This window comes from Streptomyces sp. NPDC101178 (assembly GCF_044767965.1).
Taxonomy (GTDB): Bacteria; Actinomycetota; Actinomycetes; order Streptomycetales; family Streptomycetaceae; genus Streptomyces.
The window spans coordinates 568,807-595,805 of record NZ_JBIWOZ010000002.1 but is presented as its reverse complement, the minus strand read 5'-3'; the positions used below and the strand labels follow the sequence as shown (position 1 = coordinate 595,805).

Genomic DNA, 26,999 nt, shown 5'->3' with positions numbered 1-26,999 from the left:
CGTCTCCCCCTCCGACCCGTCCGAAGGTGCGGCCCCATGAACCAGAAGCCCCCGTTGAACCAGAAGAAGACACCGTTCGTCTCCGTCGTCATCCCCAACTACAACTACGGCCGGGCCCTGGAGCTGTGCCTGCGCGCCGCACTCGCCCAGACCTACGCCCCCATGGAGGTGCTGCTGATCGACGACTGCTCCACCGACGACTCAGTCGCCGTCGCCGAGGCGTGCGGGGTGCGGGTGATCTCCACCGGGGTCAACAGCGGGGTCGCCACCACCCGCAACACCGGGGCCGCCCACGCCCGGGGCGAGATCGTCGTCTTCGTCGACTCGGACGTGGCGATGGAACCGGACGCCGTCGCCAACGCCGTCACCCTGCTCTCCTCCGACCCGAAGATCGGTGCCGTCTGCGGTACGTACGACGCCGAACCCCTCATCAGGGACAGCCTGATCGAGGAGTACCGCTGCCTCCACCAGTACTACTGGCTCGCCGAGACGGAAGGGCGCATCGGCACCCTGCACACCGCGATCTGCGCCATGCCCGCCGACGTCTTCGCCGAGATCGGGCCCTTCAACCCCCGGCTGCGCCACACCGAGGACGGCGACTACGCGGCCAGGATCTGCCGGAGCTACGAGGTCCACAGCTCCACCACCGTGCGCGGGCGCCACGACCACGACGACACCTGGCGGGTCGTGCTCCGCAAGGTCTTCCACCGCACCCGGCTGCACATCCCGCTGTACGTGCGCCGGGGCGACCTCCCCGGCGGCATCGCCACCGGCCCCCGCGCGGGCGCCAGCGTCGCGGCCCTGCTCGCCGTGCTGACCCTGCCGCTGGGGTTCGCCGCCGCGCCCTGGCTGCTGCTTCCCGCCGCCCTGCTCGCCTTCGCCCTGCTGGCCGACACCGCCCTCTACCGCTTCGTCCTCCGCCGCCGGGGCCCCCTCTTCACGGCCTACTTCGCCTTCGTGCACTCGGTGGTCAACGCGGTCATCGCGGCGGGCGCGGGCGTCGGCGCCCTCCAGTGGCTGGCCTCCCGGCGCTTCCGCGGGCTCTACGAGCCGGGGGAGCACCTCACCGCCGTACGGGCCACGACGTGACCCGAACCGCCGTCCTGGACGCCCCTGAGGCCACGCAAGACGCCCCCAGGGTGTGGCCCCGCCGCCTCCTGCTCGCCGTCGCCCTCCTCTGGGCGCTGTTCGTCGCCGCCCGCGCGGTCCTCAGCGGGCGGTGGTGGGGGTGGAACGGCATCGGCCTGGCCCCGCCGATCGCCCATCTGCTCGTCCCGCTTGCCCTGTTGATCCCCGCCGCGCTGATCCGGCGGGGGAGACGCCTGGCCGTGGGGATCGTCCTGGCCTCGCTGCTCCTGGGCTCCTGGCAGACGGGGCTGCATCCCGGGGCGCTGCTGCGCGGGCAGCCGGCCGTACCCGCCGACGCCCTCAAGGTCGTCAACTGGAACACCTTCTTCTGGGACGAGGACAGCGACACCGACGACTTCTACGCCTACCTGAAGGGCCACTCGGCCGACGTCTACCTCCTTCAGGAGTACCAGAACCGCCGGGGCGACGAACCGGCGCCCATCGACGACCTCACCAGGCTCCGGGCCGAGTTCCCCGGCTACCACGTCGCCACCGAGGGGGAGTTCCTCACCCTGTCGCGCTACCCCATCACCTCCGTAAGGGCGTTGCGGCCGGCAGGGCTCGCCCCGCCGGACACCTCCTGGGCCGACTACTGGAACATCCGCGTCCTGCGCACGGACATCGATGTGGACGGCCGGACGCTCTCCCTCTACAACACCCATCTGCCCGACCTGCTGAACGTCGACCGCAACCCCCTCACCCCCGCCTACCACCGCTCGGTCAAGCAGCTCTCCGACCGGCGGGAGATCCACTTCCGGGCCCTGCGCGAGGACCTGGACGCCAACGAGCACCCCGTGGTCCTCGCGGGGGATCTCAACGTGCTGCCCGGCACCGGGGACCTGCGCTGGTTCGACGGACTCCGGGACGCCGCCGAGCTCGCGGGTCCGGTCCACCCGGCCACCTTCCCGGTCCGGGGGCCGGCGCTCTGGCGGCTCGACTGGGCGTTCGTCTCGCCCTCCGTCGAGCTGCACCGGCAGTCCGTCGAGGACCCGCCCGCCGAGCACTCCACCCACAAGCTGATCGACCTCCGCCTCTCCCTGCCCACCGAGAAGGACCGGCCATGACCAGGCGCGCCGCGCCCCCGCCCCGCTTCGACGTGGCGATCGTCCTCACCTACTACCTCCCCTACACCAGCGGCCTCACCGAGGTCGCCCGCACGGTCGCCGAGGGGCTGGCCGCCCGGGGCCGCCGGGTCGCCGTCGTCGCCTCCCGCCACGACCCCGCCCATCCCGCGCGGGAGACCGTCAACGGCGTCGAGGTGTTCCGCGCCCCGGTGGCGGCCCGGATCGGACGCGGTGTGCTGAGCCCCGGGTTCGCCCCGCTCGCCGGACGCGTCGCCCGCGCCTCCCGGGTGGTCAACATCCATCTGCCGATGCTGGAGGCCGGGGTCGTCGCCCGGCTCGCCGGGGACACCCCCGTGGTGAGCACGCACCACGACGACGTCTGGCTGCCGCCCGGCCGGCTCGCCCCGCTCCAGGTGAGGGTCGTCGACGCCTCGGTGGGCGCGGCCCTGCGCCGCTCGGCCGCCGTCGTCGTCAACAACGTCGACCACGCGCAGCACTCGCGCCACTGGCCCCTCATGGGCGAGCGCAGGCTCCTGGCCATCGCCCCGCCCTGCCGCCGGCGCGAACCCGCCCCCGCCACGTTCCGCGAGACGGCGGGCCCCCACTTCGGCTTCCTCGGCCGGATCGCCCACGAGAAGGGCCTGCACCACCTGGTGGACGCCTTCCGCACGCTCCCCGACCCCGAGGCCCGGCTGCTCATCGCGGGGGACTACTCGAAGGTGGCGGGCGGCAGCGTCGTCGGGGCGCTGCGCACCCGGGCCGGCGACGACACCCGTATCCGCTTCACCGGCTTCCTCGACGACGCCCGGGTCCCGGAGTTCTACGCCTCGCTGGACGCCTTCGCCCTGCCCTCCGTCGCCGAGGAGTCCTTCGGCATCTCCCAGGCCGAGGCCATGATGCTCGGCGTGCCCTCCGTCGCCAGTGACGCCCCCGGCATGCGGGTGCCCGTCTCCGAGACCGGCTTCGGGCGCCTCTTCCCGCCCGGCGACGCCCACGCCCTGGCCGCCGCCCTGACGGAGGCCGCCGCGTTCCCGCCCGAGCGGCGCGCGGAGGGGGCGCGCGCGACGAGTGCCCGGTACGGGACGGACGCCTGCCTCGATGCGTACGACGCCCTCTTCCAGGAGACCGGGGCCGCTCGCGGGGTCGCGGCATGACCGGAGGGCCGGTGCTGTGGGCCGCCGTGGCCTGGGCGGTCTTCCTCGCCGCCCACCTGGCCCTCAACGGCCGCTGGTGGCTGTGGCTGCTGCCCTCGCTGCTCCCGCCGCCCCTGTTCGCCGCGGTCCCCGCCGCCGTGCTGGCGCTCGCCTGCGCGGCGGAGGACGTGGCCGCCGGGGCGGTGGCGGGAGCCGCGCTGCTGATCGGGGCCCGCCAGTGCGGCCTGGTGCCCGGTGCACTCGTCCGCCGGCCGGCCCGGCCACCCGAGGAGGGCACCGTACGCGTCGTGGCGTGGAACACCCAGCACTGGTGCCAGTCCACCGACCCCGACCCGTTCTACGCCTTCCTGCGCGAGCTGGACGCCGACGTCTACCTCCTCCAGGAGTACCACCACGACGAGTTCGACGGCACCTACCGCCTGATCGACGACGAACGGCGGCTGCGCGCCACCTTCCCCGGCCACCAGGTCGTCATCGCCCGGGGGCTGATCACCCTCTCCCGGCTGCCGGTGGCCGCCGTCGTGGAGACCGCCGCCCGCCGCACCCTGCGGGTGGACCTGGAACTGCCCGGCGGCCGGGGGCGGCTGGCCACGTTCAACGTCCACATCCCGGTGCAGCTGCGGCTCATCAGCCCGCTGCGCGCCGAGTTCTACCGCGCGGTGCGCACCAGGGCCGGGGACCGGGCACGCGAGTACGCCGGACTCGCCCGCGATGTGGCAGGCTGCCCCCACCCCGCCCTGATCGCGGGGGACTTCAACACCACGGCCGCGATCGGGGACGCCCGGCGCATCGGCGGGCTGGGCGCCGACGCCGTTCCCCTCACCGGCCGCCTCTGCCCCACCTCCTGGCAGCCGCGCCCCGGAATGCGCTGGTGGCGCCTGGACTGGGTGCTCACCACCTCCGGTGCCCAGGTGCACAGCTACCGATTCCGCGACCCGCGCGGACTCTCCGACCACAGCGTCCAGGAGGTGACCGTGTCCCTCACCGGACCGGGCCCCCGGACATCCGCCGACATCCGTCCCCGACACCGCAGCGAAGGAATCTGACCATGCGCTACCGCTACCTCGGAAAGACCGGCCTCAGGGTCAGCGAACTCTGCCTGGGCGCCATGACGTTCGGCCGCGAGGCCGACGAGCGGACCAGCCACGCCCTGCTGGACCGCTTCACGGAGGCGGGCGGCACCTTCGTCGACACCGCCGACATCTACTCGGCCGGAGCCTCCGAGGAGATCCTCGGGCGCTGGCTGAAGGGGCAGCGCCGCGACGACGTCGTGGTCGCGACCAAGGTCCGGTACGGCACCGGGGAGGGCCCCAACGACCGCGGGCTGGGCCGCAACCACCTGATCGCCGGGGTGGAGGCGAGCCTGCGCCGCCTGGGCACCGACCACATCGACCTCTACCAGGTGCACGCCTGGGACCCGGGCACCCCCCTGGAGGAGACCCTCGCCACGCTGGACGCCCTCGTCACCTCCGGGAAGGTCCGCTACATCGGGGCGAGCAACTTCTCCGGCTGGCAGCTCCAGAAGGCGGTGGACCTCAGCCGGGCGCACGGCTGGGAGCCGTTCACCGCCCTCCAGCCGCTCTACAACCTGCTGGACCGCTCCGCCGAGTGGGAGCTGATGGAGGTCAGCCGCAACGAGGGCCTCGGGGTGATCCCGTGGAGCCCGCTGCGCGGCGGCTGGCTGAGCGGAGCGATCCGCCGCGGCACGACGGCACCGCCCTCCGGCACCCGGGTGGAGACCGCCGAGCGGCTCGGCTGGGGCGAGTCGTGGAGCGCGTACGAAGGCGATGCGCGGACCTGGCGGGTGCTGGACGCCCTGCACGAGGTGTCCGGGCGCACCGGTCTCGCGGTGCCCGTCCTCGCCCTCGCCTGGCTGCTCGGACGGCCGGGCGTGACGGCCCCGATCGTGGGCGCCCGCACCCTGGAGCAGCTGGAGACCAACCTGGGCGCCGCCGGCCTGGACCTTGACCCGGCCGACGCGGAGCTGCTCACGGAGGCGAGCGGGCAGGCGCTCCCGTACCCGTACAGCGTCATCGAGACGGACCCCGAGCTGCGCTGAGACGGGGCCGGCCGGACCGGTGGTCCGAACAGTCGCCCGACCGGTGACGCAACCGTGCCGAAGGAGCGTTCGGCCGAGGATCTGACCGGAAACAGCCGGTGGCCCGGGGGATTGCCCCCCGGGCCACCGGCTGTCGGCGTTCCTGCGTCCCTCAGTACACCGGTACGTCCCTCAGTCCACCGGCCGCTTCAGGCGGGCCACGAACTTGTACCGGTCGCCCCGGTACACCGATCGCACCCACTCCACGGGTTCCCCCTGGCCATCGATGGAATGGCGGGAGAGCATCAGCATCGGCAGCCCCACGTCCGTCCCCAGCAGACCCGCCTCGCGCGGCGTGGCCAGCGAGGTCTCGATGGTCTCCTCGGCCTCGGCGAGGCGGACGTCGTACACCTCGGCGAGCGCGGTGTAGAGCGAGGTGTACTTCACCAGCGAACGGCGCAGCGCCGGGAAGCGTTTGGCCGAAAGATGCGTGGTCTCGATCGCCATCGGCTCGCCGCTGGCCAGGCGCAGCCGCTCGATGCGCAGCACCCGGCCGCCCGTCGAGATGTCCAGCAGCCCGGCGAGCGTGTCGTCCGCCGTGACATAGCCGATGTCGAGCAGCTGGGACGTCGGCTCCAGGCCCTGGGCGCGCATGTCCTCGGTGTACGAGGTCAGCTGGAGCGCCTGCGAGACCTTGGGCTTGGCGACGAACGTCCCCTTGCCCTGGATCCGTTCGAGCCGGCCCTCCACGACCAGCTCCTGGAGCGCCTGGCGCACGGTGGTGCGCGAGGTGTCGAACTCGGCCGCCAGGGTGCGTTCGGGCGGCACCGGGGTGCCGGGCGGCAAGGTATCGGTCATGTCGAGGAGATGCCGTTTGAGCCGGTAGTACTTTGGTACGCGCGCGGTGCGCGTACCGTTGCCGGTCTCGCTCCCCGAGCTGCCCCCGTCGGCACCCATGGCCCGCCTCTCCGACGCTTGCGTTGCTGCCGTCACCGGCTCCTCCGTCTGTCGCGGCTCACATGGTGGCACGGTCCGGTCACGGGTCGTCGCCCTCCCTTAGGTGTCGGTCCTATAACGGACGCGAGTGCACTTCTTATACACCCTTGACACCCCTAAAGGTCTAGGCCAAGCTCCCGGTACTGGTCTAAACCATTAAAGACCAGGTCCAGCCCCAGCAGAACTCGTCGAATGTCTTCGCGGTGGGTGGGGTTGCAGCATCCCTGAGGAGGGTTTGACGTGAAGCGCAAGCTCATCGCGGCTATCGGTGTCGCGGGCATGTTGGTTTCGGTCGCGGCGTGTGGTTCGGGCGACGGAGAGTCGTCCGCGGAGCCCAAGGACCGCAAGGAAACCCTGACCGTCTGGCTCATGGGCGAGGCCCGCTCGACCTGGCCGGAGCTGGTCAAGGACACCAACGCCGAGTTCAAGAAGAAGTACCCGAACGTCACGGTCAAGGTTCAGTACCAGCAGTGGGCCGACAAGGTCAAGAAGCTTGACACCTCCCTCGGTGGCGACAAATTCCCGGACGTTGTCGAACTCGGCAACACCGAGACCATGCAGTACATCCTGAATGGTGCACTCGGGGAAATCGACCCCGGCAAGTACGAGAACTCGGACACCTGGATCAAGGGTCTGAAGGACACCTGCACCTTCGAAGGCAAGACGTACTGCGTTCCTTACTACGCCAGTGCCCGTCTGGCCGTCTACAACAAGGACATGCTGAAGGCCGGCACCGGCAGCGACGAGCTCCCGCAGACCGAGGACGAGTTCCTCGCGGCGATGGACAAGGTCTCCGCCTCCCTCGGCAAGAAGGACAAGCGCGCCTCCTCGCTCTACTTCCCGGGCCGCTACTGGTACGCCGCGATGTCCTACGTCGCCGCCTACGGTGGCCAGATAGCCACCTACGACGAGGGCTCCAAGGAGTGGAAGGGCGCGCTCTCCTCCCCCGAGTCGCAGAAGGGCCTGCAGCACTTCGTCGACCTGGTCAAGAAGTACAACAAGGCCGACCAGACGAAGGACGAGCAGGACCACGCCAACGTCATGGCCAACGAGAAGGCCGCGGTCATCTACGGCCAGGCCTGGGAGGCCGGCAGCGTCACGGGTGGCGAGAACGGCAACCCGAAGCTCGAGGGCAAGATCGCCACGGCCGGTATCCCCGGCCCCGAGGGCAAGGCCCTCCCCTCCTTCATCGGCGGCTCTGACCTCGCGACGATCTCCAAGTCCAAGGTCCAGGACCTCGGCCAGGACTGGATCGCCCTCTTCACCAACGCCAAGGGCGGCGACGTCCTCGCCTCGAAGAACGTCCTCCCGAACAACGAGAAGCAGCTCGAGCCGCTGAAGACGAAGCCGGAGACGGCCGCCATCGCCAACGCGGTGCCGGACGCCTGGTTCACGCCGATCGCGCCGGGCTGGGCCTCCGTCGAGAAGGAGGAGATCCTGGAGAACGTCCTCCTGGAGATCCTGAAGGGTGCCTCCGTCGCCGACGCCTCCAAGAAGGCCGACGACAAGATCAACGCCCTGATCAACAAGAAGTCCTGACCTTCCGGTCGCCAGGCGGGGGCCCGGCATCACTGCCGGGCCCCCGCCCTCTTCTCGTAAGTGAACGCCGTGAATTCCGGGGCTCGCCCCGGACCCGCGATGGAAGGTCAGCCACGTGTCTGCCGCTGATACCAAGGCCGTCGGGCCGCCGGTCCCGCTACCGCCCGACCCGCAGCCGACCGGGAAGTCGTCCTCCGAAGACGATGCGCCCCGGGTACAGAAGAGGAAGCGGAAGAAGGGTGAACTCCTCCCCTACTTCCTGATCCTCCCGGCGATCGTGGCGATCGCCGCCGTCTACCTCTACCCGCTCGGCAAGACCGTAGTCATGTCCTTCCAGGACATGGGCCGACGCGAACTGTGGTCCGGAGAGCCCGCCCCCTGGGTGGGCTTCGAACAGTTCACCAACATCCTCGGCGACTCCGAGTTCTGGTGGGTCACCTTCCGCACGATCGTCTTCATGGCCATCTGTGTGACGCTGACGATGGGCATCGGGCTGCTGGTCGCCCTGCTCATGCGACGGCTCTCCACCTGGGTCCGGCTCGTCCTGACGGTGGCCCTGATCGCCGCCTGGTCGATGCCGCTGATGGTCGCCGCCTCGATCTTCCGGTTCATGGCCGACTCCGACTACGGCCTGATCAACACACTGATCGCCAAGGTCGCCGGCGAGGACTGGCTCGGGCACAACTGGTATCTCAACCCGGTCCAGGGCTTCGGCATCATCACCCTGCTGGTCGTCTGGGGCGCCATCCCGTTCGTCGTCGTCACCCTGTACGCCGCCCTCACCCAGGTCCCCCAGGAGCTGGAGGAAGCGGCGGCGCTCGACGGCGCCAGCGCGTACGGCATCTACAAGTTCGTCACCTGGCCGGTCATCAAGCCGGTCTTCACCATGGTCGCCACCCTCTCGGTGATCTGGGACTTCAACGTCTTCGGCCAGATCTGGCTGCTGCGCGGCAACAAGCCCGAGCCGGAGTACGAGACCCTCGGCCTCTACTCCTACTCCAAGGCGTTCGAGTCCACCTCCTTCAGCCAGGGCACCGCGATCGCCCTGATCACGGTGCTGCTGCTGTCCGGCGTGGCCGTGTACTACCTGCGCCAGCTCATGAAGACGGGAGAGGTCGAATGAGCAGCACGACCGAGACACAGGCGCTGCGCCCCGACCGGAAGAAGAGCCGGCTCCACCTGGACATCATCGGCCTCGGCATTGCCGTCGTCATGATCTTCCCGGTCTACTGGCTGGTCATCAGCTCCCTGCGGCCCAACCGCGAGATCCGCAGCTACAACCAGACGCTGTGGCCCACGTCGATCACCTTCGAGAACTTCGAACGCGCGGTCAACCAGCCCAACTTCTCCACCGCCATCCAGTCCAGCCTGATCGTCGCCGTCACCGCGGTGGTCGGCGGCATGATCATCGCGACCCTGGCGGCCCTGGCGATCGGCCGGTTCCGCTTCTTCGGCCGCAAGCCGCTGCTCCTGATCATGATCCTGGTGCAGATGCTGCCGCCCACGGCGATGCTCATCCCGATCTACGCCCAGCTCAACGCCATGGGCGGGATCGACGAGTACTGGGGCCTGATCGTCGTCTACCTGGTCGCCACGCTGCCCTTCGCCACCATCATGATCCGCGGCTTCGTCGTGAACATCCCGGTGGAGCTGGAGGAGTCCGCGATGGTCGACGGCCTCACCCGCTTCGGCGCCTTCCGCAAGGTGGTCTTCCCGCTCCTCGCCCCCGGGCTCGCCGCCGCGTCGATCTTCGCCCTGGTGAACGCGTGGAACGAGTACCTCTTCGCGTACATCCTGATCAACGACAACTCCAAGTACACGCTCAACGTGTGGCTGATGACCTTCACCACCGAGCGCGGAACGGACTACGGCGCACTCATGGCGGCCTCCACCATGATCGCCCTGCCCGTCGTCATCTTCTTCATGATCATCCAGAAGAAGATGGCCGCTGGGCTCACCTCCGGCGCTGTGAAGGGATAGTGCGGTCCCATGACCACCCTGGTTTCCACCACGGACACCCTGACGCGCGACGCGCTCGCGGTGCTCCAGCCCGGATTCACCGGAACCACCGCACCGGACTGGCTGCTGCGCCGCGTCGGTGAAGGGCTCACCTCCGTCGGGCTGTTCGGCCGCAACATCGAGTCGCCCGAGCAGCTCGCCGCCCTCACCGCGCGGCTGCGCTCCGAGCGGGACGATGTCCTCGTCGCCATCGACGAGGAGGGCGGGGACGTGACCCGCCTGGAGGTCAACGAAGGCTCCTCGTTCCCGGGCAACTTCGCCCTCGGCTCCGTCGACGACGTGGACCTGACGAGGGCCGTCGCCCACGAGCTGGGCCGCCGGCTCGCCGTGTGCGGCGTCAACCTGAACTGGGCGCCGTCCGCCGACGTCAACTCCAACCCGGGCAACCCGGTCATCGGCGTACGCTCCTTCGGCGCCGACACCGCTCTGGTGGCCCGGCACACCGCCGCGTACGTGGAAGGGCTCCAGGCCGCCGGCGTCGCCGCCTGCACCAAGCACTTCCCCGGCCACGGCGACACCGCGGTCGACTCGCACCTGGCGACGCCGCGCATCGATGTGGATCTCGACACCCTGCACGCCCGTGAGCTGCTGCCTTTCCGGGCGGCGATCGCGGCGGGTTCCAAATCGGTGATGAGCGCGCATATCCTGCTTCCCGCACTCGACCCGGACCGCCCGGCCACCCTGAGTCCGCGGATCCTCACCGGTCTGCTCCGTCAGGAGCTGGGCTACGACGGCCTGATCGTCACCGACGGCGTGGAGATGGAAGCCATCTCCAAGACCTACGGCATCGAGCGCGGATCGGTCCTCGCGATCGCCGCGGGCGCCGACGCGATCTGCGTCGGCGGCGGGCTGGCCGACGAGGAGACGGTGGTGGCCCTGCGCGACGCCCTCGTGGCGGCGGTACGGAGCGGGGAACTGCCCGAGGAGCGGCTCGCGGACGCGGCCGCCCGTGTACGAGCCCTCGCGTCCTGGACGCAGGGGGCCCGGGGGGACGTCCCGGAGCCGGGCGCGGAAGTGCAGGAGGGGACCGCGCCCGGCACCGGAGTCAGCTCCGACATCGGCCTGGTGGCCGCCCGCCGCGCGGTGAAGGTCACCGGCACCGGCGCCCGGCTGACCGAGCCGGGTTACGTCGCGGAGTTCTCCGCGGTGGCCAACATCGCCGTCGGCGACGAGACCCCCTGGGGCATCGCCGCCGGCCTCACCCGCCTCCTCCCCGGCACCGAGGCAGGCCGCTACACCAGTGAGAGCGCCGATCCGGCGGCCGAGGCGGTCGCGGCGGCAGGGGAGCGGCGCATCGTCGCGGTGGTCCGCGACGAACACCGTCACACCTGGATGCGCGAGGCCCTGGACGCCCTGCTGACAGCGCGCCCGGACACGATCGTGGTCGAGATGGGCCTGCCGGCGTCCACGCCGAGAGGCGCACTGCACATCGCCACGCACGGCGCGTCGAAGGCCTGCGGCCAGGCGGCGGCGGAGGCGGTGGCGGACACGTCCAGTCCGTCCGGCGTCTGAGGACGAGGCCGCAAGGCCGGAAATCGAGCCCGTCCGGCGATCGAGCACAGAGCCTCTCGCCGGACGGGCGGCACAACGGGAAGGGCCAGGATGCCTCACGGCGTCCTGGCCCTTCCCGCACGTACAGCCCGGCCGTACGCCCTACAAGCCCTGCCAAGCCGGCTTGGCCGCGTACGTGGCCCGGAAGTAATCCGCCAGCTTCAGCTTCGACGCCGCAGCCTCGTCGACCACCACCGTCGCATGCGGATGCAGCTGAAGCGCCGACGCCGGCACGATCGAGGCGACCGGCCCCTCCACCGTCTGCGCCACGGCCTCCGCCTTGCCCTCACCCGTGGCCAGCAGGATCGGATGCCGCGCGTCCAGGATCGTCCCGATGCCCTGGGTGATCACATGGTGCGGCACCTGCTCGATGTCGTCGTCGAAGAAGCGCGCGTTGTCCACCCGGGTCTGCTCGGTCAGCGTCTTGATCCGGGTGCGCGAGGCGAGCGACGAGCACGGCTCGTTGAAGCCGATGTGCCCGTCGGTGCCGATGCCGAGCAGCTGGAGGTCGACCCCGCCGGCCTCCGCCAGCGCCCGGTCGTACGCCTCACAGGCCGCCTGGACGTCCTCGGCCGAGCCGTCCGGGCCCATGAAGGACGCCTCGGAGAGCCCGAGCGGCTCGACGACCTCACGGAGCACCACGGAACGGTACGACTCCGGGTGGCCGGCGGGCAGCCCGACGTACTCGTCCAGCTGGCAGATGCGGGCACGCGAGGCGTCGACGGACCCGGCGGCGACCTTGGCCGCCAGCGCTCGGTAGATGGGCAGCGGGGTAGAACCGGTGGCAACGCCGAGCAGGGCGTCGGGCTTGCGGCTGAGCAGGGCGGCGATGGCCTCCGCGATCAGTTCGCCGCCTGCCGTGGCGTCCGGGACGATGACAACTTCCACGCTATGCCTGCCGATCTGATGAGTGGAACCCTGTGGTATAGACCAATCAAGGTTCCAATCTAGCAGAATCGGGCAGCTGCGCGGTGAACAGCTCACGGATCGGTCCGCCCGCCCGGCCCCGCTGGCGGACCCCGCCGTCGGCTGGTCGACTTGTCCGGTACGGCGCCGGCGGCGCGGTCCGCGGGCGGCTCCGTACGCCGCCACCACCGCCACCGCCAACCGACACCGCATGGGAGGCACCCCACATGTCAGCCACCCCTCCGCCCGCCCCGGACGACCCGCGCGATGTGCCCGGCCGCATCATGTCCGGCGAGATGGCCGAGCAGCCCGCGATGCTGCGGCGCATCCTCGACCAGGGTGCGCCCCGCATCCGCGAGGTGGCCGCCGAGATCGCCGCCAGGAAGCCGCGCTTCGTCCTGCTCACCGCGCGCGGCACCTCCGACAACGCGGCGCTCTACGCGAAGTACCTGCTGGAGATCCGTCTCGGCCTGCCCTGCGGCCTCGCCTCCATGTCCACCACGACGGCGTACGGGGCCAAGCCCGATCTGCGGGACGTCCTGGTGATCACCGTCAGCCAGTCGGGCGGCTCACCGGACCTGGTGGCCTCCACCCGGGCCGCCCGCGAGGCCGGCGCGGTCACCCTCGCCGTCACCAACAACCCGGACTCCGCGCTCGCCGCCGTGTCCGAGTACCACATCGACATCCTGGCGGGCCCGGAGAAGGCGCTCCCGGCCACCAAGACGTACACCGCCTCCCTGCTCTCCCTCTACCTCTTCGTGGCGGGCCTGGCGGGCGAGGACGGTACGGAGGCCGCCTCGGCCCTGCCCGACCTGGCGGACGCGATCCTGGGCCGCCGGGCCGAGGTCGAGGCACTGGCCTCCCGCTACCGCTTCGCCGGGCGCATGGTGATCACCTCGCGCGGCTACGGCTACCCCACCGCCAAGGAGGCGGCCCTGAAGCTCATGGAGACCAGCTACATCCCGGCTCTCTCCTACTCCGGCGCCGACCTCCTCCACGGTCCGCTGGCGATGGTCGACAACGTCTCCCCGGTGATCGCCGTGGTCACCGACGGCCGCGGCGGCGAGGCCCTCCAGCCGGTCCTGGACCGCCTGCGCGGACGCGGCGCGGACCTCTTCGTGGTCGGACCGAAGGCGCACGTGGAGGCGGCGTCGGCGGGCTTCTCACTGCCGACCTCGGGCGTCCCGGAGGAACTGCAGCCGATCCTGGAGATCCTGCCGCTGCAGATGCTCGCGTACGAGGTCACCATCGCCCGGGGCCAGGACCCGGACTCACCACGCGCGCTGGCGAAGGTCACGGAGACGCGCTGAGAAGCTGTCCGTGCGGCCCCGAAAATATGCGGCCCCGGAAACGTATGGCCTCGAAAACACCCGCGGGCCGCGGCGCCAGGACGGGACCCTCAGCCCGCCCGGCACCGCAGCCCGGAGCAGTGGGCCTGCCTTTCGGAACAGGCCGGCCCTTCCGGCCGGCGGTGTGCGGTGCCTCCGGCCACATGAGGCACCGGCGCGGTCAGGGCAGAGAGCGCCGGGTGCCTCGGTCCACTCTCCTGTGCGGGGAGAGCGGAGGTCTTGGTGAACTCATTGTGGACTAGACCAATTGGCTGTGTCCATCCATGTGCACGACATTCTCCGGCCGCACACGGGGCGCTGTCCATCGCCTTCCGGCGCCCCACCCTGTCGCACGGCGCCCCGGGCCGATCGGTTCGAACACGTCCGTCGACCCCGGGTACGCTCCACGGGTGCCCTCCATGAACGATCTCGTCCGCCAGCACACCGCCCTGAGCGACACCGACCTGGAGTGGCTCCACCTCCTGGTCTCGGAGTGGCAGCTGCTCTCCGACCTCTCCTTCGCCGACCTCGTGCTGTGGGTGCCCACCCGTGACGGCACCCGGTACGTCTCCGTCGCCCAGATGCGGCCCAACACCGGCCCCACCTCCTACCAGGACGACATGGTCGGCCACCTGGTGCCGCGCGGTCGCCGCCCGCTGCTGGACGCGGCTCTGGACGAGGGCCGGATCGTGCGCGAGGGCGACCCGGAGTGGCGCGAGGAGGTCCCCGTACGGGTCGAGTCCATCCCCGTACGCCGTGACGGCCGGGTCCTCGGCGTGATCGCCCGGAACACCAACCTGCTCACCGTCCGCACCCCCTCCCGGCTGGAGCTCACCTACCTTCAGTCCGCCTCCGACCTGGCCCAGATGATCGCCGCAGGCGCCTTCCCGTTCCCCGGCCAGCAGGTCGACATGGACGCCTCGCCGCGCGTCGGTGACGGCCTGATCCGGCTGGACGCGGACGGCGTCGTCCAGTACGCCAGCCCCAACGGCCTCTCCGCCTACCACCGCCTCGGTCTCGCCTCCGACCTGGTCGGCCACCACCTCGGCACCACCACCGCCGAACTGGCGCCCTCCCGCGGCCCGGTGGACGAAGCGCTGGTCAAGGTGGCCAGCGGGTACGCGCCGCGCGAGTTCGAGGTGGAGGGCGAGGGCGGAGTGATCCAGCTGCGGGCCATCCCGCTCAAGCCCAAGGGCGTCCGCATCGGCTCGCTGGTCCTCCTCAGGGACGTCACCGAACTCCGTCGCCGCGAGCGCGAGTTGATCACCAAGGACGCGACCATCCGGGAGATCCACCACCGGGTGAAGAACAACCTCCAGACGGTGGCCGCCCTGTTGCGGCTCCAGTCCCGCCGGATGGATTCCGAGCAGGGGCGCGAGGCGCTCAACGAGGCGGTCCGGCGCGTCGGTTCGATCGCGATCGTCCACGAGACGCTCTCGCAGAACCTGGACGAGCGCGTCGAGTTCGACGAGATCGCCGACCGGGTCATCGCGATGGTCTCGGAGATCTCTCCGGGCAAGGTGACCTGCCGGCGCATCGGACGCTTCGGCATCCTGGACGCCGAGGTCGCCACCCCGCTCTCCATGGTGCTCACCGAAGTCCTGCAGAACGCCCTGGAACACGCGTTCGCGGTGGCGGATCAGGGCACGGTGGAGGTCTCGGCCGTACGCGGCGGGTCGCCGACCGAGGGCCGGCTGCTCATCACCGTGACCGACGACGGACGCGGTCTGCCCGAGGGGTTCGACCCGCAGCGGGCCGGGAACCTGGGGCTCCAGATCGTACGGACGCTGGTGGAGGGCGAGTTGGGTGGCACGTTCGGCATGGTCCCGGCGCCGGAGCGCGGCACCCAGGTGGTGCTGGACCTGCCGGTGCGCGGTGACAAGTAGTCACACGGCTGGGGGGCACACAGCGAAGCGGGCCCGGACCGTGATGACGGTCCGGGCCCGCTCCGTGATGCTCACGATGCGATGCGCTCCGGGGTACTGCGCGCTGCGACTCGAAGGCGGGGCTGTGCGCACGCTCTGTACGCGCCGCCTGGCTGAGGCGTGTTCGTGGGGGGCGTCGGTCAGGCGCTGGCGTTACGCGCCCGGTTGCGAGCGGCGCGGCGCTTCATCGCGCGGCGCTCGTCCTCGCTGAGGCCACCCCAGACGCCGGAGTCCTGGCCGGACTCGAGCGCCCACTGCAGGCACTGCTCCATGACGGGGCAGCGACGGCAGACGGCCTTGGCTTCCTCGATCTGCAGCAGCGCGGGACCGGTGTTGCCGATGGGGAAGAACAGCTCGGGGTCTTCCTCACGACAAACGGCGTTGTGACGCCAGTCCATGGCTGCTACCTCTCCTTGGTATTACACGTTTGTTGCTTGTGAATGTGAACGCTTTCACGAATCCCCCCACGGATGACGGGCCGACTCCCAGAAGCACTGGGTGTGGTCTGTGATGGTGAGGAGGGGTTCTGGCTCTCAGGGAGGCCGGTGTTGCGGGCCGTCCCGATCGCCATGTAGAGATTCGCAAACCTCGGCGGCGGATACAACCCCTTCTGGAAAGTTTTTTTTGATTCCTCGGTGTCGACTAGGTCACAGCCGCACTTCTAAGGGGTGGGGGCCAGGCCAAACGTTCGAGTTAAAGGACTTTAGGCCCTTCCACTCACACAATCACACGCAGTGCACGGCGTACGCCTGTGAACGTCACGCTCGTGCGCAGTCCTAGGTGGTCGCCGTCCATCTGGAAGGGCAGCGGAACCTTTGAATGCAAGGTGAAGTCCGTGAGGTCATGCAGTGAAACGGCGTGCTTCCCGCGCGGCCCTCTGTCAGGGCTCGAAGTGAGCAGCTGCGTGCCGTACAGGGCCACCGCCGAGGTCGACAGACGCTTCAGTCCGAGGACGTCCAGAGCGGTGTCGAAGGAGGCCTTCGGGGAGGCGTACACCGGACGATTCCCCAGGTAGGTCCAGGGGGCGGTGTTGCAGATTATGGACAGCGCGAGGTCGGTGACGGGCTCCTGGCCGGGCACGTCGAGTGTGATCGTCCCGTGTCTGCGATGGGCCTCGTTGAGGAACTGGCGGACCACCTGGCGTACGTACAGCGCGTGTGTCGACCGCTTGCCGTGCTCGCGTTTCTGTTCGACCCGGCCGACCACTCCGGCGTCGAAACCGAGACCCGCGCAGAAAGTGAACCAGCGTTCGGGTACGGACTCGTCCTCGGTGCCCGGAGTGCCGGCGGCCAGGCCCAGACCGACCGTGCGTTCGGTCCGGTGCTCCAGAGCGTCCAGGATCGCGCCGGTCGCCTCCACCGCGTCGTTGGGCAGTCCCAGGGCGCGCGCGAAGACATTGGTGGAGCCGCCGGGGACCACGGCGAGCTTCGGCAGTCCCTCTGGATCCGGGCCCCGGTGCAGCAGCCCGTTCGCGACCTCGTTCACCGTGCCGTCGCCGCCCAGGGCGACCACCAGGTCGATGTCGTCGCTGTCGGCCGCCCGCCGCCCCAGATCCCGCGCGTGACCCCGGTACTCCGTGGTCACCGCCTCCAGCTTCATCTCGCTGGCCAGAGCGTGGATGAGGACGTCACGGGTGCGGGCACTGGTGGTGGTGGCTGCCGGGTTGACCACGAGAAGTGCGCGCATGTCCGTCAGAGTACCTACCGGGTGGTTCGGTACCGAAGTCGCGGTTCGCTCAGCTCAGAGCCGGTCACGTTCCGTGATCCTCCGCCGTACGCGCTCGGCGTCGGCACTCCTCGTACGTGATGTGCGCCGCGCCCGCGCCCCCCGGCTTCACTTCCGGGGCCCGGGGATGCCAACCTGAAGGGCGTGAGCACTGAAGCGACCCCCTCCGCCCCCTCGCCCGCCGCGACGGAGCGCCCGCGAAGGATCACCGCCCTCGCCGGGATCAACGCCCTCGAAGGCGCCGCACTCGCGGTCAGCGGGCTCTACCTGCTGGTCATGGGGGTGCTCGGGCGTCCCGAGAGCCCGCAGCAGGCGGAGACGGTCGGCATCACGTTGATCGCGCTCGGCGCCATTCCGCTCATCGCCGCCCGCGGCCTGATGCTGCTGCGGAGCTGGAGCCGGGGTCCGGCGCTGATCACACAGATCATGGCGCTGCCGGTGGCCTGGACGCTGCTGCGCTCCCAGGGCGCGCTGATCCCGGCCGGGATCGTCCTGGCGGCGGTCGCCGTGACCGGTCTGGCGTTCGTCCTCAACCCGGCGACCACCCGGATCCTCGGCCTGCGCAGGGGCGCCGGAGCCGACCCGGAAGCCTGAGCGACTCCCGAAGCCTGCGCGAACCCGGAGGCCCGCGCGAACCCGGGAGGTCTGAGCCCCGGGACCCGTGGCGCCCTGCGGAGGGCCGTCCTACTCCTCGACGAGCAGGCGCTCGCGCAGCTGGGCCAGCGTGCGGGCCAGCAGCCGGGAGACGTGCATCTGCGAGATTCCGACCTCCTGGGCGATCTGCGACTGGGTCATGTTGCCGAAGAACCGCAGCAGCAGGATGCGTTTCTCGCGCGGCGGCAGATCCTCCAGGAGCGGCTTGAGCGACTCCCGGTACTCCACGCCCTCCAGCGCCTCGTCCTCCGAGCCCAGCGTGTCCGCGACCGCCGGCGACTCGTCGTCGGTGTCCGGCACGTCCAGCGAGAGCGTGCTGTACGCGTTGGCCGACTCCAGGCCCTCCAGCACCTCCTCCTCGGAGATGCCGAGCCGCTCGGCCAGCTCGTGCACGGTCGGCGAGCGGCCGTGCTGCTGGGAGAGCTCCGCGGTGGCCGTGGTCAGCGAGAGCCGCAGCTCCTGAAGGCGGCGCGGCACCCGCACCGCCCAGCCCTTGTCCCGGAAGTGGCGCTTGATCTCGCCGACGACCGTGGGCGTCGCGTACGTCGAGAACTCCACGCCCCGGTCCGGGTCGAAGCGGTCCACCGACTTGATCAGCCCGATCGTGGCGACCTGCGTCAGGTCGTCCAGCGGCTCCCCGCGGTTGCGGAAGCGCCGGGCCAGGTGCTCCACCAGCGGCAGATGCATCCGTACCAGCCGGTTGCGCAGCTCCGCCTTCTCCGCGGAGCCGTCGGGAAGCTCCCGCAACTCGATGAACAGGGCCCGGGCCCCGCTGCGGTCGTGTGGATCGTGGTGCCCGTGCTCGCTCATCTGGCCCGCCCGCTCCTGCGACTGCTCCACCGCGACGTTGAGCCCCTGGGACCCGTCCGCTCCGTCCACCGGATGCGGCCGGGCCTGTTGCTCCGGGATGCCTGCTGGGCGCACCACCCCGGGTCGGATCGTCTCGTCCCGCACAGGGCCGTCCCCGTTCCCGTCGCTCACGCCGGCCCGGGGCCCGCGCCGCGCTGTTTGTAGAGGCTGATGCTGACCGTACGGTCGTCGGCGACCGTCGACTCGACCTTGCCGGCCAGTGCGGAGAGCACCGTCCAGGCGAAGGTGTCACGCTCCGGTGCGCGGCCGTCCGTCGTGGGGGCCGACACCGTCACCTCGAGAGAGTCGTCGATGAGCCGGAACACGCAGCTGAGGACGGAGCCGGGCACGGCCTGCTGAAGCAGGATCGCGCAGGCCTCGTCGACCGCGATGCGAAGATCCTCGATCTCGTCGAGAGTGAAGTCCAAACGCGCTGCGAGACCGGCCGTGGCCGTTCGCAACACCGACAGGTAGGCACCCGCAGCGGGCAGCCGGACCTCTACGAAGTCCTGATTCCCGGGCTCGCCTGCGATCTGGGACACCCTCACCTCCAAGGTGGCACAAACTCTTTCGAGGCTCCGGGAAGGGTGGCCCGGAGCCATACGGTCGGTCGACGGTTCTCAGCTCGGCGACGCTATCGGATCCATGATGCAGTGTCGCCCGCACCCCATCCCCCGGCCGTCACTCATGGTAAACCCATGAGTACGTACAGTGGCTAGGGGTCTGCGGCGTCCAATTACGAAGAACCGGCGCCGGATTGACGTACCCAGACGTCAGACGATCGAACCGTCCTCGAAGCACCAGCGCCAGCTCTCGCCCGGTTCGAAGCTCCGCATCACCGAGTGACCGGTCTCCCGGAAGTGCCCGGTGGCGTGCCGCAGGGGCGAGGAATCGCAGCAGCCGACGTGCCCGCAGGTCAGGCAGAGCCGCAGCTGCACGGGATGGGTCCCGGCCGCCAGGCACTCGGGGCAGGTCTCCCCGAGCGGTACGGGCTCGGGGCGTGGCAGATCCGCTACGTGCGCACACTCGCTCATGATGGGCAGGTTACGACGGATCCTAGGACGGTGAGATGGACGCGCTGCCGCTGGTGGCGCTGGTCGCGGCCAGCGCGGCGGTCGCCGGAGCGGCGCGCCGTACCCCGGTCCCCGCGCCGCTCGTCCTGGTCGCCGTGGGCCTGATCGCGGGCCTGGTGCCGGGCGTCCCGACGTACCACCTGGACGCGCACATCGTGCTCCCGCTGCTGCTGCCACCGCTGCTCTACACGGCCGCCGTCGACAGCTCCTACCTCGACCTGCGGGCCAACATCCGGCCGGTAGCGCTGCTCTCCGTGGGCTACACGCTCTTCGCCACCGTCGCCGTGGGATGGCTGGCCCATCTGGCCATCCCTGAGCTGCCGCTGACCGCCGCGCTCGTCCTGGGGGCGGTGGTGGCGCCGCCGGACGCCGTGACGGCCGCCGCGATCGCCCGCCGGGTCGGGCTGCCCGCGCGGGTGACGACCATCCTTCAGGGTGAGTCGCTGGTGAACGACGCCACCGCGATCACCGCCTTCCGGGTGGCATTGGCGGCAGCGGTGGGGGAGGGGATGACGTGGGCCTCCGGGATCGCGGAGTTCCTGCTGGCGGCGGTCGGCGGGGTCGGGGTCGGGCTGCTGCTTATGGTGCCGCTGCACTGGCTTCGCACGCATCTGAAGGAGGCCCTGCTCCAGAACACGCTCTCTCTTCTGATCCCGTTCGTGGCGTACGCGGCGGCCGAACGGGTGCACGCCTCCGGAGTCCTCGCCGTGGTCGTCGTCGCGCTCTATCTGGGACACCGCTCCTGGCAGGTCGACTTCGCCACCCGCCTCCAGGAGGCCGCCGTCTGGAAGATGGTGGCCTTCATCCTGGAGTCCACGGTCTTCGCCCTGATCGGGCTCCAGCTGCCGTTCGTCCTGAAGGGGCTCGAAGCGGGCGGCGCGGTGGCGGCGCTCGGCTACGCCGCGATCGTGTTCGTCGCGGTCGTCGTGGTCCGCTTCATCTGGGTCTACCCGGCCACCTATCTGCCCCGATGGCTCTCGCGGCGCGTACGGGAGCGGGAGCCGGGCACCGACTGGACCGCGCCGCTGATCGTCGGCTGGGCCGGGATGCGCGGCGTCGTCTCGCTCGCCGTCGCCTTCTCGATCCCGCTGGTCACTCACGACGGCGAGCCGTTCCCGGCCCGCAACCTGGTGCTGTTCCTGACCTTCACCACGGTGATCGCCACGCTGGTGATCCAGGGGCTGACCCTGCCCGTCCTCGTCCGCGTACTGAAGCTGCCGGGGCGCGACCCGCAGGCCGAGACGCTCATCGAGGCGCAGGCCCAGAGCGAGGCGTCGGTGGCCGCAGAGGCCCGCCTGGACGAGCTGCTCGCCGACCCGCACAACAGCCTGCCGCCGCCGCTGGCCGACCGGCTGCGCGCTGTGCTGGAGCGCCGCCGCAACGCCGTCTGGGAGCGGCTGGGCGCGGCCGACCCGGTCACCGGCGAATCGGCGGACGACACCTACCGGCGGCTCTCCCGCGAGATGATCGAGGCCGAACGGGAGGTCTTCGTCAAGCTCCGGGACGAGCGGCGGATCGACGACGAGATGATGCGTACGCTGCTGCGCCGGCTGGACCTGGAGGAGGCGGCCGCCTACCGGGAGACGGACGAGTCCTGAGGGAGCGCTGTACGGGTCGGTGGCTCGGGCGTGCCGGTGATCACCGCGCTCACCCGGCTGCCCGGAGTGAAAGCGCCCTCCTCGGCCAGGACCGACAGCGCGAACAGCAGCTTGGCGACGTAGACCCGCTCCACCGGCAGCCCGTGCCGGTCCTCGAAGTCCGCGGCGAAGGCGTCCAGTTCCGGAGTCGTACGGGCGTAGCCGCCGAAGGTGAAGCGCGTCTCCAGCGACCAGTTCCCGGCCGGACCGCCGAACGCCTCGTGCTGGAGCGCCGCGACGGCCTCGCCGAGGAAGCCGCCGCGCAGCACCGGTACGCCGAGCGCGCGCTGTCGGTCGTCCAGCCCGGCCGCGAGCCCGGCGAGGGTACCGCCGGTCCCGCAGGCCACAGCAGCCACATCGGTGAGCCCGCGCAACTCCTGCCCCAGCGCTGCGCAGCCCTGTGCGGCCAGGGCGTTGCTGCCGCCCTCCGGGATCACCTCCACGTCCCCGAAGAGGCTCAGCAGCGCCTCCAGGACCTCGGGTGAGGCCTTCGCGCGGTAGGTCGTACGGTCCACGAAGTGCAGCCTCATGCCGTCGGCGGCGCACCGGGCGAGGGACGGGTTGAGCGGGCGGTGTGCCAGTTCGTCTCCGCGTACGACCCCGATGGTGGGGAAGCCCAGCAGCCGGCCGGCCGCTGCGGTGGCCCGGAGGTGGTTGGAGTAGGCGCCGCCGAACGTCAGCACGGTCCGCCCGGCGGCCGCCTCCAGGTTGAGGACCAGCTTGCGCCACTTGTTGCCCGGCAGCTCGGTGTGGATCAGGTCGTCCCGCTTGAGGAGGAGCGTGATCCCGCGCCGGTCGAAGCGGTCGTCCCGGACCTCCTGGAGCGGGGACGGCACCCTGGGGCGCAGGAGGGTCTCGGGGCGGTTCACCTGCCTATTGTGGCCTGCCCCCGGCGGCACCCCCTTTTCATGAGCTCGCCAGCCACAGGTCCGGGCCGAAGACCTCGTAGTGGATGTCGGCCGGGCGCACTCCGGCGTCCAGCAGCCGGGTGCGGACCGTGCGCATGAAGGGGAGCGGGCCGCAGAGGTAGGCGTGGGTGCCCGGCAGGACGGTGATGCCGTTCAGGTCGACGAGGCCGGTGCGGTGGGCCGGGTGGCCCGCCTCCGGGGTCTCGTACCAGAAGTGCGGCTCGGCCTGCGGGAGCTTCTCCGTCAGCTGGACGTGGTGGGTGCGCAGGGCGTGGTCGGCGGAAGAGCGGTCGCCGTGCACGACGGTGACCGGGCGGTCGTGGCCCTGCTCGGCCAGGTACTCCAGCATCGACAGCATGGGCGTGCAGCCGATCCCGGCCGAGGCCAGCAGGAGAGGCGCGTCCAGGTGGCCGAGGACCAGGTCCCCGTAGGGGACGGAGACGCGCAGCCGGTCGCCGGCGCGGGCGTGCTCGTGCAGGTGGCGGGAGACCTCGCCGTCGGGGGCCGCCGCTCCGCGCACCCGCTTCACCGTGATGGAGCGCAGCCGGGAGCCTGGCGAGGAGGAGAGGCTGTACTGGCGTATCTGCCGGGCGCCGTCCGCCAGTTCCACCTGGACGGAGACGTACTGGCCGGGCCGGAAGGCGGGAGCCTCGCCGCCGTCCGCCGGCCGCAGGTGGAACGTGGCGACGTCCTCGGTCTCCGCGATCCGGGCGGCGACCTCCCACTCCCGCCACACATCGCCCGCGACCACTCCCTGCTGGGCGTACAGCCGTGCCTCGATGGCGATGAGGGCGTTCGCCATCAGCCAGTAGACCTCGTCCCAGGCCGCGGCGACCTCAGGGGTGACCGCGTCACCCAGTACGTCGCCGATCGCGGTGAACAGGTGCGTGTGGACGACCTCGTACTGCTCCGGGGTCACGCCCAGCGAGGCGTGCTTGTGCGCGATCCGGTTCAGCATCACGTCGGGCCGGGTGCCGGGGTGCTCGACCAGCGCGGTCGCGAACGCGGCGATGGACCCGGCGAGGGCTCGGCGCTGGTCGCCGGAGGCCTGGTTGCCCCGGTTGAACAGATCGCGCAGCAGCTCGGGGCGGGCGGCGAACAGCTTCGTGTAGAAGAGGTCGGCGATGTCACCGATGGCCGCGCCGACGGCGGGGAGGGTGGCGTGGACGGTGGCGGTGGACCGGTCGGAGAGCATGACGGAGAGGCTCCTCTTTGAATTGGTATCCAGGATGCTTATTTTTGAGCGGAAGGGACCCGGCCCATGGCTCGGGCGGGTGTGCCGGGAAGGCCGGGGCTCGGGTCAGTCCTGCGGCGGGCCGCTGCCGATGCCGAGCAGGAGGGGGCCGGTGGGGGAGGCGACGAGATCGGTGACGGTGATCGGGTCGAGCGAGGCGTAGAAGGCGTCCTGGGCCTTCCGCAGGGCGCCGCGCAGCCGGCAGCCGGAGCGCAGCGGGCACGGGGTGTCGCCCTCGCACTCCACCACGTCGTCCGTGCCCTCCAGCTCCCGTACGAGAGCGCCGATCGAGGCGGAGCGTCCGGCCGAGGTGAGCGTGAGGCCGCCGCCCCGGCCGCGGCGGGCGTCGAGCAGGCCCAGGTGCTGGAGGCGGGCGACGACCTTGGCGGTGTGGGTGTACGGCACCCGCATGGTGTCCGCCACCTCGCGCGTGGTCGGCGGGTCCGCGCCCTCCGCGACTGCCAGCCGCATGAGCACGCGGAGCGCCACATCGGTGAATCTGGTCAGCCGCATGGCTTGATCCTAGATAAGTGGTATGCGGGATGCAAGTTTTATGGCCCGTGGGGTGACGAGGAGCAACGTGCCCCGACCGAAGGCCGATTAGTCACACTCTTTTGTGTAATGGCGGGCGGCGTCCTCCGCTGAAAGGCTTCTCCAGCAGGTCAGTCCAAGATCGAGAGGACGTCAGATGTCCGTTGGTGAAGAGGTTCGCGACACGCAGGCGCCGCCGCAGCAGAGTCTGGGGACAGCGGCTGCGCGGAACCTCGCGACGACCACCAAGTCCGCGCCGCAGATGCAGGAGATCACCTCACGGTGGCTGCTGAAGATGCTGCCGTGGGTGCAGGTACAGGGCGGTACGTACCGGGTGAACCGTCGGCTCAGCTATTCGGTCGGTGACGGCCGGGTGACCTTCGTCCAGACCGGGGGCCGGGTGGCCGTGATCCCCGCCGAGCTGGGGGAGCTGCCCGCTCTGCGTGATTTCGGGGACGAGGAGGTCCTCGCCGAGCTCGCCCGCAGGTGCGAGCAGCGGGACGTGGCGGCGGGGGAGGTGCTCGCCACTTCGGGGGACGCGGCGGACCGGGTCTTCCTGCTGGCGCACGGCAAGGTCGAGAAGATCGGCATCGGTCTCTACGGGGACGAGACGGAGCTCGAAGTCCTGGCCGACGGAGCGTACTTCGGTGACCAGAGCCTGGTCGACGGCGACGCCGTCTGGGAGTACACGGCCCGGGCCGTCACGGCCTGCACGCTGCTGACGCTCAGCCGTGCGGACGTGTTCAACCTCGCGGAGCGCGCGGAGCCGCTCCGCGCCCATCTCGCCGGTCTGCTCTCCATCCCGCACCAGCGGACCAACAAGTACGGCGAGGCGGCGATCGACCTTTCCGCCGGCCATGTCGGCGAGGCCGTCGTCCCGCACACCTTCGTCGACTACGACGCGGCGCCCCGCGAGTACGAACTGAGCGTCGCGCAGACGGTGCTGAAGGTGCACAGCAGGGTCGCCGACCTCTACAACCAGCCGATGAACCAGACCGAGCAGCAGTTGCGGCTCACGGTCGAGGCGCTCCGCGAGCGCCAGGAGCACGAGCTGATCAACAACCGGGAGTTCGGCCTCCTCAACAACTGCGACTACGGCCAGCGGCTCCAGCCGCACGACGGGGTGCCCAGCCCCGACGACATGGACGAGCTGCTCTCGCGCCGACGCGGATCGAAGCTTTTCCTCGCCCACCCGCGTGCCATCGCCGCCTTCGGCCGCGAGTGCAACCGGCGCGGACTCGTCCCGGAGAGCGTGGACATCGGCGGCCACCACGTGCCGGCCTGGCGCGGGGTGCCGATCTTCCCGTCCAACAAGATCCCGGTCACCGACGCCCGTACCACCTCCATCATCTGCATGAGGACCGGTGAGGCCGAACAGGGCGTCATCGGCCTCCAGCAGACCGGTATCCCGGACGAGATCGAGCCGAGCCTCTCGGTCCGCTTCATGGGCATCGACGAGCAGGCGATCATCTCCTACCTGGTGACTGCGTACTACTCGGCCGCCATCCTGGTACCGGACGCCCTCGGCGTACTGGAGAACGTGGAGGTGAGCCGCTGGCGCTGACCCCGTGTCACCCCCGGCGGCCCGGTCGGCCGACACCGGCCGGGCCGCCGGGGCCCCGCCCTATCGCACCGCCCCAGGGAGTGACCGTGACCATGACCAGTACGGACGCAGCGACGGAAGGGCACGAGGCCGCGGCGCTGCTGGAGCACACCCGCGCCATCGTCGACCCGCATCTGCGAACGGCCGTGGAATCGCTGCCCGGTGGGATGCGCCGGATCGCGATGTACCACTTCGGCTGGGAGAACGCCGACGGCACCCCGGCCGCCGGACAGGCGGGCAAGGCCATCCGGCCGGCGCTCGTGCTGGCCGCCGCCCGGGCGCTGGGCGGCGATCCGGAACGCGCCGTGCGCGCCGCCGTCGCCGTCGAGCTCGCGCACAACTTCACGCTCCTCCACGACGACGTCATCGACGAGGACACCACCCGCAGACACCGGCCCACCGCCTGGGCCGTCTTCGGCGTCCCGGACGCGATCATCACCGGCGACGCCATGCTGGCCCTCGCCCAGCGGCTGCTCGCCGAGGACACCCACCCGGCCGCACAACGAGCCTCCGCCCGCCTCTCCTCCTGCATCATCGAACTCTGCGCGGGCCAGCAGGCCGACTGTGCCTTCGAGGAGCGCGGCCCGGACGAGGTCACGCTCGACGAGTGCCTGACCATGGCGACCGCCAAGACCGGCGCGCTGCTCGGCTGCGCCTGCGCGCTCGGCGCCCTCTACGCCGGTGCAGAGGACCGGGCCGTCCGCGCCATGGACGGCTTCGGGCGGGAAGCCGGTCTCTCCTTCCAGCTCATCGACGACCTGATCGGCATCTGGGGCGATCCGGCCCGTACCGGCAAACCCGTCGGCGCGGACCTGGCGGCCCATAAGAAGTCGCTGCCCGTGGTGGCGGCCCTGACCTCCGGCACTCCGGCCGCCGCCGAGCTCGCCGCGCTCTACCGGGGCCCCTTGTCCACCGCCGCGGAGGTGGACCGCGCCGCCGACGCCGTGGACCGGGCCGGCGGCCGGGACTGGGCGCAGGTCTGCGCGGCCGACCGGATGGCCCGGGCGGTGCACCACCTCTCGCGCGCGGTCCCCGACCCGGACGGAGCCGGTGACCTGCTGGCCCTGGCCGAATTCGTCACCCGCCGCACCAGCTGACCGGCCTGATCCGGCCGGTCCAGGACCCATCAACTCTAGT

25 protein-coding genes are annotated in these 26,999 nt (G+C 70.8%); 15 read left to right on the top strand and 10 right to left on the bottom strand.

Annotation, left to right across the window (positions count from 1 at the left end; genetic code table 11):
- Window positions 1-36: 36 nt before the first annotated feature.
- The 5 genes from ACIRR8_RS06775 to ACIRR8_RS06755 are packed head-to-tail and all read left to right on the top strand — an operon-like array spanning window position 37 to window position 5,405.
- Window positions 37-1,089 carry a glycosyltransferase family 2 protein gene (locus tag ACIRR8_RS06775; protein WP_404059856.1) on the top strand — a complete coding sequence of 351 codons (1,053 nt, stop codon included), beginning with the start codon at window positions 37-39 and terminating at the stop codon, window positions 1,087-1,089.
- Window positions 1,086-2,192 carry an endonuclease/exonuclease/phosphatase family protein gene (locus tag ACIRR8_RS06770; protein WP_404059853.1) on the top strand — a complete coding sequence of 369 codons (1,107 nt, stop codon included), beginning with the start codon at window positions 1,086-1,088 and terminating at the stop codon, window positions 2,190-2,192. The genes ACIRR8_RS06775 and ACIRR8_RS06770 overlap by 4 nt, the downstream gene beginning before the upstream one ends.
- On the top strand, window positions 2,189-3,346 hold the full coding sequence (locus ACIRR8_RS06765) for a glycosyltransferase family 4 protein (protein WP_404059851.1): 1,158 nt from the start codon (window positions 2,189-2,191) through the stop codon (window positions 3,344-3,346). The genes ACIRR8_RS06770 and ACIRR8_RS06765 overlap by 4 nt, the downstream gene beginning before the upstream one ends.
- Window positions 3,343-4,392, top strand: coding sequence for an endonuclease/exonuclease/phosphatase family protein (locus tag ACIRR8_RS06760; protein WP_404059848.1), 1,050 nt, complete (start codon window positions 3,343-3,345; stop codon window positions 4,390-4,392). The genes ACIRR8_RS06765 and ACIRR8_RS06760 overlap by 4 nt, the downstream gene beginning before the upstream one ends.
- A gap of 2 nt (window positions 4,393-4,394) precedes the next feature.
- On the top strand, window positions 4,395-5,405 hold the full coding sequence (locus ACIRR8_RS06755) for an aldo/keto reductase (protein WP_404059845.1): 1,011 nt from the start codon (window positions 4,395-4,397) through the stop codon (window positions 5,403-5,405).
- A gap of 171 nt (window positions 5,406-5,576) precedes the next feature.
- Here the strand turns inward: ACIRR8_RS06755 and ACIRR8_RS06750 are convergent, their stop codons facing one another.
- On the bottom strand, window positions 5,577-6,341 hold the full coding sequence (locus ACIRR8_RS06750; RefSeq protein WP_018510045.1) for a GntR family transcriptional regulator: 765 nt from the start codon (window positions 6,339-6,341) through the stop codon (window positions 5,577-5,579).
- 279 nt (window positions 6,342-6,620) lie between these two features.
- Here ACIRR8_RS06750 and ACIRR8_RS06745 point away from each other — a divergent pair, with 279 nt between their 5' ends.
- The 4 genes from ACIRR8_RS06745 (at window position 6,621) to ACIRR8_RS06730 (ending at window position 11,450) form a co-directional block, all read left to right on the top strand.
- On the top strand, window positions 6,621-7,919 hold the full coding sequence (locus ACIRR8_RS06745) for an extracellular solute-binding protein (protein WP_404059843.1): 1,299 nt from the start codon (window positions 6,621-6,623) through the stop codon (window positions 7,917-7,919).
- 115 nt (window positions 7,920-8,034) lie between these two features.
- On the top strand, window positions 8,035-9,042 hold the full coding sequence (locus ACIRR8_RS06740; RefSeq protein ID WP_404059840.1) for a carbohydrate ABC transporter permease: 1,008 nt from the start codon (window positions 8,035-8,037) through the stop codon (window positions 9,040-9,042).
- Window positions 9,039-9,899, top strand: coding sequence for a carbohydrate ABC transporter permease (locus ACIRR8_RS06735; RefSeq protein ID WP_404059837.1), 861 nt, complete (start codon window positions 9,039-9,041; stop codon window positions 9,897-9,899). The genes ACIRR8_RS06740 and ACIRR8_RS06735 overlap by 4 nt, the downstream gene beginning before the upstream one ends.
- Window positions 9,900-9,908: 9 nt before the next feature.
- Window positions 9,909-11,450, top strand: coding sequence for a glycoside hydrolase family 3 protein (locus ACIRR8_RS06730; RefSeq protein ID WP_404059835.1), 1,542 nt, complete (start codon window positions 9,909-9,911; stop codon window positions 11,448-11,450).
- 141 nt (window positions 11,451-11,591) lie between these two features.
- Here ACIRR8_RS06730 and nagB read toward each other — a convergent pair whose 3' ends face one another.
- Window positions 11,592-12,377 carry a glucosamine-6-phosphate deaminase gene (gene nagB, locus ACIRR8_RS06725; protein ID WP_404059833.1) on the bottom strand — a complete coding sequence of 262 codons (786 nt, stop codon included), beginning with the start codon at window positions 12,375-12,377 and terminating at the stop codon, window positions 11,592-11,594.
- A gap of 245 nt (window positions 12,378-12,622) precedes the next feature.
- Between nagB and ACIRR8_RS06720 the strand changes: the two genes are divergently transcribed.
- Window positions 12,623-13,705, top strand: coding sequence for an SIS domain-containing protein (locus ACIRR8_RS06720; protein ID WP_404059830.1), 1,083 nt, complete (start codon window positions 12,623-12,625; stop codon window positions 13,703-13,705).
- A gap of 437 nt (window positions 13,706-14,142) precedes the next feature.
- On the top strand, window positions 14,143-15,609 hold the full coding sequence (locus tag ACIRR8_RS06715; RefSeq protein WP_404059827.1) for a sensor histidine kinase: 1,467 nt from the start codon (window positions 14,143-14,145) through the stop codon (window positions 15,607-15,609).
- Window positions 15,610-15,788: 179 nt separating this feature from the next.
- On the opposite strand, the gene ACIRR8_RS06710 is transcribed toward ACIRR8_RS06715, so the two are convergent.
- Entirely contained in the window at window positions 15,789-16,046 is a 258-nt protein-coding gene (locus ACIRR8_RS06710) for a WhiB family transcriptional regulator (RefSeq protein ID WP_003953983.1), read from the bottom strand.
- Window positions 16,047-16,365: 319 nt separating this feature from the next.
- Window positions 16,366-17,334 carry a diacylglycerol/lipid kinase family protein gene (locus tag ACIRR8_RS06705; protein ID WP_404059824.1) on the bottom strand — a complete coding sequence of 323 codons (969 nt, stop codon included), beginning with the start codon at window positions 17,332-17,334 and terminating at the stop codon, window positions 16,366-16,368.
- Between the two features lie 183 nt (window positions 17,335-17,517).
- On the opposite strand from ACIRR8_RS06705, the gene ACIRR8_RS06700 reads away from it, so the two are divergent.
- Window positions 17,518-17,967, top strand: coding sequence for a hypothetical protein (locus ACIRR8_RS06700; RefSeq protein ID WP_404059822.1), 450 nt, complete (start codon window positions 17,518-17,520; stop codon window positions 17,965-17,967).
- 90 nt (window positions 17,968-18,057) lie between these two features.
- On the opposite strand, the gene ACIRR8_RS06695 is transcribed toward ACIRR8_RS06700, so the two are convergent.
- The 3 genes from ACIRR8_RS06695 to ACIRR8_RS06685 all read right to left on the bottom strand — a co-directional run bounded on the left by ACIRR8_RS06695 (window position 18,058) and on the right by ACIRR8_RS06685 (window position 19,910).
- The gene (locus tag ACIRR8_RS06695) at window positions 18,058-19,008 is read right to left on the bottom strand and encodes an RNA polymerase sigma factor SigF (protein WP_404059819.1); all 951 of its coding nucleotides are present in this window, start codon (window positions 19,006-19,008) and stop codon (window positions 18,058-18,060) included.
- Entirely contained in the window at window positions 19,005-19,418 is a 414-nt protein-coding gene (locus ACIRR8_RS06690) for an anti-sigma regulatory factor (protein WP_024492166.1), read from the bottom strand. Before ACIRR8_RS06690 ends, ACIRR8_RS06695 begins: the two co-directional genes overlap by 4 nt.
- 231 nt (window positions 19,419-19,649) lie before the next feature.
- Entirely contained in the window at window positions 19,650-19,910 is a 261-nt protein-coding gene (locus tag ACIRR8_RS06685) for a UBP-type zinc finger domain-containing protein (protein ID WP_404059817.1), read from the bottom strand.
- A 35-nt stretch (window positions 19,911-19,945) separates the two neighbouring features.
- Here ACIRR8_RS06685 and ACIRR8_RS06680 point away from each other — a divergent pair, with 35 nt between their 5' ends.
- Window positions 19,946-21,547 (top strand): Na+/H+ antiporter, encoded by a 1,602-nt coding sequence (locus ACIRR8_RS06680; RefSeq protein ID WP_404059814.1) that lies wholly within the window; start codon window positions 19,946-19,948, stop codon window positions 21,545-21,547.
- Here ACIRR8_RS06680 and ACIRR8_RS06675 read toward each other — a convergent pair.
- From ACIRR8_RS06675 to ACIRR8_RS06665, 3 genes are all read right to left on the bottom strand, one after another.
- Window positions 21,523-22,455 carry a 1-aminocyclopropane-1-carboxylate deaminase/D-cysteine desulfhydrase gene (locus ACIRR8_RS06675; RefSeq protein ID WP_404059811.1) on the bottom strand — a complete coding sequence of 311 codons (933 nt, stop codon included), beginning with the start codon at window positions 22,453-22,455 and terminating at the stop codon, window positions 21,523-21,525. The genes ACIRR8_RS06680 and ACIRR8_RS06675 overlap by 25 nt on opposite strands.
- Window positions 22,456-22,492: 37 nt before the next feature.
- Entirely contained in the window at window positions 22,493-23,689 is a 1,197-nt protein-coding gene (locus ACIRR8_RS06670; protein ID WP_404059808.1) for a globin domain-containing protein, read from the bottom strand.
- Between the two features lie 105 nt (window positions 23,690-23,794).
- Window positions 23,795-24,241 (bottom strand): RrF2 family transcriptional regulator, encoded by a 447-nt coding sequence (locus tag ACIRR8_RS06665; protein ID WP_404059806.1) that lies wholly within the window; start codon window positions 24,239-24,241, stop codon window positions 23,795-23,797.
- 175 nt (window positions 24,242-24,416) lie between these two features.
- Here ACIRR8_RS06665 and ACIRR8_RS06660 point away from each other — a divergent pair, with 175 nt between their 5' ends.
- Both ACIRR8_RS06660 and ACIRR8_RS06655 read left to right on the top strand, forming a co-directional pair.
- Window positions 24,417-25,823: a family 2B encapsulin nanocompartment shell protein gene (locus tag ACIRR8_RS06660; protein WP_404059803.1), complete on the top strand. Its 1,407-nt coding sequence runs from the start codon at window positions 24,417-24,419 to the stop codon at window positions 25,821-25,823.
- Window positions 25,824-25,915: 92 nt separating this feature from the next.
- Window positions 25,916-26,959 (top strand): family 2 encapsulin nanocompartment cargo protein polyprenyl transferase, encoded by a 1,044-nt coding sequence (locus ACIRR8_RS06655; RefSeq protein ID WP_404059800.1) that lies wholly within the window; start codon window positions 25,916-25,918, stop codon window positions 26,957-26,959.
- Window positions 26,960-26,999 lie beyond the last annotated feature (40 nt).